General features: G+C 71.5%; 5 protein-coding genes and 2 pseudogenes. All 7 read left to right on the top strand.

Annotated elements, in window-relative coordinates; all coding sequences use genetic code 11:
* Nucleotides 1–624: pseudogene (locus tag AOK24_RS20875) on the top strand (hypothetical protein); the annotation flags it as partial.
* Nucleotides 625–791: 167 nt separating this feature from the next.
* A complete protein-coding gene (locus tag AOK24_RS20870; protein ID WP_420876677.1) occupies nt 792–2207 on the top strand; it encodes an amino acid permease in 1416 nt (471 codons plus the stop codon).
* The gene (locus tag AOK24_RS20865) at nt 2208–3605 is read left to right on the top strand and encodes a glutamine synthetase family protein (protein ID WP_055721582.1); all 1398 of its coding nucleotides are present in this window, start codon (nt 2208–2210) and stop codon (nt 3603–3605) included.
* A 215-nt stretch (nt 3606–3820) separates the two neighbouring features.
* A pseudogene (locus AOK24_RS50885) lies at nt 3821–3994 on the top strand (helix-turn-helix domain-containing protein); the annotation flags it as partial.
* A gap of 9 nt (nt 3995–4003) precedes the next feature.
* The gene (locus AOK24_RS50880) at nt 4004–4450 is read left to right on the top strand and encodes a LuxR C-terminal-related transcriptional regulator (protein WP_410483232.1); all 447 of its coding nucleotides are present in this window, start codon (nt 4004–4006) and stop codon (nt 4448–4450) included.
* The gene (locus tag AOK24_RS20855; RefSeq protein ID WP_055721580.1) at nt 4447–5355 is read left to right on the top strand and encodes an ATP-binding protein; all 909 of its coding nucleotides are present in this window, start codon (nt 4447–4449) and stop codon (nt 5353–5355) included. The genes AOK24_RS50880 and AOK24_RS20855 overlap by 4 nt, the downstream gene beginning before the upstream one ends.
* A partial coding sequence (locus tag AOK24_RS20850; RefSeq protein ID WP_159051938.1) for a hypothetical protein occupies nt 5352–5726 on the top strand: 375 nt, incomplete at its 3' end. The genes AOK24_RS20855 and AOK24_RS20850, both read left to right, overlap by 4 nt.

The raw sequence follows: 5726 nt of genomic DNA, 5'->3' as shown, positions 1-5726 counted from the left end.
ACCACCCGGTGTCTGCTCGCGCTGGCCCAGCTGGACGCCGGGCAGGTGCGCGAGGAGCACCGGGTGGTGTCGGGTGAGGGGTTTCCGAGTGGTCCGTGGGGGCTGCTGGCCGAGGTGGAGCGGCGGGATCGGTTCAACCGGGAGGCGTATCACCGGGTGGTGCAGTTCCTGCTCGCGCGGGAGTGCGGGATCTGGTCGTCGCTGGCGGCGGTGCACGACTTCAGCCGCTACGTCACCGTCCAGCGGCCGGTCGGGTCGCCGCTGTTGCTGCTTCCCGCGTACGCGTATGTGGAGCGCAGGCGGCGCGGGGTGACGGACCGGGCGTGGCGGTTCTACTGGGCCGACGGGTCGATGCTCTCCTGCACGCTGGACGCCTTCCACCTCTGGTTCCGCGCGACCCCTGTGGTGGAGCGGTCGGTGGCGGACCTGAGTCTGCTCGCGTACGCGCTGTGGGCCGGCGATCGGCCCCGGGAGGCGGCCGAGGTGTTCGGCGCGCTGGAGCCGTACGCGTGCCACGAGCCGTGGGCGTCGGTCTACACCGGCTCCTCGCAGCCCGACCCCGGCAAGGCCCTGCTCCTGCGGGCGCGCGCCGAATCACGGTCGGCGGTCGGAGCCCGTCCATGACTCCCGTCCCGGCCCCTGCATGGCATGGCCCTGTCCATTTTCTCTCTGATGCGTGTTGTGGAGGCTTACCTGTGGCTCGTGTGCGTTCGGACCGCCTCGCGGTCCCCCGGAAACCCGACGAGGAGTACCTGCGGGAGCTGGGTTACCAGCCGGTCCTCGCGCGGCGGATGAAGCCGTTCGGGAACTTCGCGATCTCCGTCTCGGTGATCAGCGTGCTGTCCGGGTGCATGACCCTGTACGGGTTCGGCCTGATCACCGGCGGCCCGGCGGTGATGTTGTGGGGCTGGGTCGTGGTGGGCGCGATGGTGATGTTCGTCGGCTCCGGGCTCGCCGAGGTCACCTCCGCGTACCCGACGTCGGGTGCCCTGTACTACCAGGCGGAGCAGCTCGGCGGGCGGAAGTGGGGCTGGGTCGCCGGCTGGCTCAACCTCCTGGGCCTGCTGGGGGCGATCGCCGGGATCGACTACGGCGCCGCCCTGTTCACCGGCGCGTTCCTCAACCTCCAGTGGGGGATCACACCGACGCCGGGGAAGATCATGCTGGTCTTCCTGTGCATCCTCGCCCTGCACCTCACCCTGAACCTCTTCGGGGTGAGGCTGGTGAGCATCCTCAACAGCATCAGCGTCTGGTGGCACGCCGTCGGCGTCCTGGTCATCGTCGGCGCGCTCGCCGTCGTCCCCTCCCACCACCAGCCCGCTTCCTTCGTGTTCGGGGAGTTCGTCAACAACACCGGCTGGTCCAGCCCGGTCTACGTCATGTTCCTGGGACTGCTGCTCGCGCAGTACACGTTCTGCGGCTACGACGCCTCCGCGCACCTGAGCGAGGAGACCACCGACGCACAGGTGTCAGCGGCGCGCGGCATCATCCATGCGATCGGCTGGTCGTGGCTGGCCGGGTTCGTCCTCCTCGCGGGGCTGACCTTCGCGATCCAGGACTACGCGGGCACCGTGGCAACGGGGACGGGGGTTCCTCCGGCGCAGATCTTCCTCGACGCGGTCGGCCTCACCGGGGCCAAGCTGCTGCTCCTGGTCGTGATCGTGGCCCAGTTGTTCTGCGGCAACGCGGAGACAGCCGCGGCGAGCCGGATGGTGTTCGCGTTCTCCCGCGACGGCGCCCTCCCCGGCTCCGCCCAGTGGCGGCAGGTCGACGCCCGGACCGGCACCCCGCGCAAAGCCGTCCTGCTGGCCGTCGTCTGCGCCGCACTCCTCGCCCTGCCCAGCCTCTACAGCCCGGTCGCGTACGCGGCGATCACCAGCATCAACGTCATCGGCATCACCCCCGCCTACGCCATCCCCATCTACCTGCGCGTCAAGAACCGCGACCGCTTCCGCCCCGGACCATGGAACCTCGGGAGCTGGGGCGTGATCGTCGGCGTGGTCGCGGTGGTGTGGGTGGTATTCGTGACCGTCCTGTTCTGCCTCCCCCAGACCAACCCCATCTCCGTCGACACCTTCAACTACGCGCCCGTCGCGCTGGCCGTCGTCCTCCTGCTGGCCTGGGCGTGGTGGCACCGCCAGGGCAGTGCGTACAAGGTCCCGGTGCGGGACGGTTCGGCTGCCGCGTTCGAGGGCGAGGTGGTCTGAATGGCGACCGTGGAGAACCCGGAGGAGCTGCACGCCTCCGTGGAGGAGCGGCAGGTCGCGCAGGCTCTCCCGCTGGCCGCCCTGCGTGCGCGGATCATGGACGGGGAGATCGACACGGTACTGCTGGCCGTCCCCGATCTCCTGGGCCGGCTGAAGGGGAAGCGGTACGACGCGGGGTACTTCCTCAAGCGGGTCGCGCAGCGCACCGCGGAGATGTGCGCGTACGTCCTGGCCACCGACATCGCCATGACCCCGGCGGACGGGTTCGCCCTGACCTCGTGGGCGAGCGGCTACCAGGACCTCTCGGTGCGGCCGGACCTGACGACGATCCGGGTGACGCCGTGGATGCAGCGCACGGCCCTCGTTCTCGGTGACGCGGTCACCCACGAGGGGGCGCCGGTTCAGGTCGCGCCCCGGGAGATCCTGCGCCGCCAGCTTTCCCGGCTCGGGCGGCACGGCCTGTATCCCATGGTGGGCATCGAGACGGAGTTCTCCCTCTACCAGGACACCCACGACACGCTCGCGCATGCTCTGCACCCGGTGCAGGCGGGCAACCTCGACTACGCCCTCGACCACAACCCGCGCCTGGACCGGTTCCTTCGCCGCCTCCATCGGGGCCTGAAGGGCGCGGGGTTACCGGTGGAGGCGGTCAAGACGGAGGCCGGGCCCGGCCAGACCGAGGTGACCTTCCGCTACGGTCTCGCCCGGGACGCCTGCGACGGGCACCTGCTGTTCAAGCACGCCGTCCGCACGATCGGCGCGCGCACCGGGCTCGCCCCGACGTTCATGGCGGCCCCCGAGACCGGTCTCGCCAACGGGATGCACCTGCACGTCTCCCTGTGGTCCGGCCCCACCAACACCCTGGCCGGACTCGACGGCCGCCTCACCGGGACCGGTCGGCACGCCGTCGCCGGGCTGCTGGCCGGCCTGCCCCAGCTCGCACCTTTCTGGGCACCGAACACCAACTCCTACAAACGCTTCACGCCGGGTTCGTTCGCGCCGACCGCGTTCACCTGGGGGTACGACAACCGCACCTGCGCCGTCCGCGTCATCGGCAGCGAACGCCGAGGGCTCCGCCTGGAAGTACGGGTGCCGGGCGCGGACGCCAACCCCTACCTCGCCCTCGCCGCCGTCCTCGCCTCCATCGACCACGGCATCGAGCACGAACTCGCCCCCGGCCCACCGCAGACCGGCAACACCCACCAGACGGTGGACGGCCTTCAGGTTCCCGCCACCCTGGCCGACGCGCTCGCCGAATTCGGAGACAGCGACCTCGCCCATGAGGCGTTCGGTCCCGCGGTCGTCGAGCACTACGCCCACCTCGCCGAACTCGAACTCGACCACCAGGAGCGTGAGGTCACCGACGTCGAACGACGCCGCTGGCTGGCCCACGCCTGACGTCCCGCGCACGGCACCCCCCGTGGAGATTCCCCTCCGCCGTGCACGGGTTCCCCGGGCCCCGCCGCCGGGCCGCTCAACCTCCCCCGTGGAGGGCGCGGCGGCGGGGCCATCCCCCTCCTGATTGTTCCTCGGCGCGTGGATGTTTCCCGCGTGCCGGTCCTTCACAGAAACGAACGGCTGACGTGACGCAATTCAAGTGGCCTCCTCCGCGTATCGCGCTCTCCGACGAGGTGAGAAAGGCGTGCGGGGCGGAGCTGAAACGCAAGTACGACGCCGGCACGGTCTCGATACGGGCCCTGATGGACGAGTGCGGACGCTCCTACGGGTTCGTCCACCGCGCCCTGAAGGAGGCGGGAACCCGGTTCGCGCCCCGGGGAGGCCGGACGTCGGAAGGCCTGAACCGCAGGCCCTTGCAGGTGCTGCGGCTCCTTGCCGACGGCGGGACGCCGAAGACGATGGCGCAGGACCTCGGCATCACGGTGAACACGGCCCGCTTCCACCTGACGCACGTCCTGCGCAGGACCGGCGCGGGCAGCGGGAGTTCGGCGCGCCCGGCGGCCGTGAACACCGCCTACACCACCGGGCTCCTGCCCCGGCCCGCCCTCCTCACCGACCGCGTCCGCCTCACCCACCGCCAGCGCGGCCTGATCCCACTGCTGGCCCAGGGCCTGACCGTCGAAGAGATCGCCGCCACGCTGGACCGCACGCCCCGCCAGGCGCTCGCAGAACTCAGGGAACTGGAGAAGGTGCTGGGAGCGAGGTCGCCCGCGCACGTCATCACGAAGGCGTGGCAGTACGGCCTGGCACCCTCCACCGACCCGGTGCGGGAGGAGGCCCGGTGACCGCCCCCGACCTCACGCCCTCACAGCGGCGGGCCGTCGCCCTGGCCGCAGAGGGCTTGCGCTGCCGGGAGATCCGGGCCCGGCTCGCCCTGGAGCACCTGCCCGTCCCCCACGCCGGCCTGGGCCCCCTGTGGTCCACAGCCGCACAGAAACTGGGCCTTCCCGACGAGTCAATGAAGGGACGGCAGCCTCAGCTGGTCTACCGCGCGTACACCCGTGGCTGCCTCGACCTCCCCGAGCCCGACGACCCCGGCCCGCTGCCGGCCGACCTCCTCGCCATGCTGCGCACCCTCACCACAGGGCGCACCCTCAGGGACCACGCCGTCACGATGGGGGTGTCGCTGCCCCAGGTCGAGTACCTGGTCCGGCACACACGGCGCAGGCTCGGCGACGTGTCCCTGGCCGGCCTGGTCTACCGGGCCCTGCCGCAACTGCCGTCCGGCCAGCACACCACACCGGGCGACGGGCCCGGACCGGACGGCAGCACGCCGGTCGTGGACAGCCTCCAGGCCGAACTCCCCGGCGACCTCGCCGCGGTGGCGGCGGGCCGGGACTGGGCACGGAACGTGTGTACCGCCCTCGGCTGGACCGGACCCGACCTGCGCGCCGGCGAAGTCGCCGCCCACCTCACCGCCAACGCCGTCCACCACGGCCTGCCCCGCACCGTCCCCCCGCAGTGCCACCTGCTGATGCGCGCGGCGGTGACCGAGAACGGCGACCTGATCCTCGACGTCACCGACCACAACCCGCGCTTCCCCCGCTTCGACCACGAACGGCAGGCCGCAAGCGGCCGGGGCATGCGCCGCCTCGCCCGCCTCGACGTCCAGCTCAGCTGGTTCCCCTGCCCCAACGGCATCGGCAAGACCGTCCGCGCCATCCTCCCCGGCGCCAAGGAGACCAGATGACGAACGGCCGGCGCAGGTGGCGCAGCCTCGGGCTCGAACTCGGCGGGTTCACCGCACCGCCGGTACCCGAGAACGACGACGAAGAAGAGGAAGACGTGCTGACCGTCGCCGACATCCGGGCCCTGGACCGGCCCCCGGGACGGCCCCGGACGTCCCGGGGGCCGGTCCAGGGCCCGGATGTCGGCGACGGTCAGCACGTCTTCCTCTTCTTCGTCGTCGTTCTCGGGTACCGGCGGTGCGGTGAACCCGCCGAGTTCGAGCCCGAGGCTGCGCCACCTGCGCCGGCCGTTCGTCATCTGGTCTCCTTGGCGCCGGGGAGGATGGCGCGGACGGTCTTGCCGATGCCGTTGGGGCAGGGGAACCAGCTGAGC

Origin of the sequence: Streptomyces niveiscabiei, from assembly GCF_001419795.1 — a bacterium.
GTDB lineage: Bacteria > Actinomycetota > Actinomycetes > Streptomycetales > Streptomycetaceae > Streptomyces > Streptomyces niveiscabiei.
Note: the sequence above shows the minus strand (reverse complement) of the source record. Positions and strands in the feature narration are given on the sequence as shown.

What these genes read in the sequence shown, in the direction of transcription:
- AOK24_RS20870 (WP_420876677.1), top strand. Translation starts at nt 792, where the DNA reads ATGAAGCCGTTCGGGAACTTCGCGATCTCCGTCTCGGTGATCAGCGTG.
- AOK24_RS20865 (WP_055721582.1), top strand. Translation starts at nt 2,208, where the DNA reads ATGGCGACCGTGGAGAACCCGGAGGAGCTGCACGCCTCCGTGGAGGAG.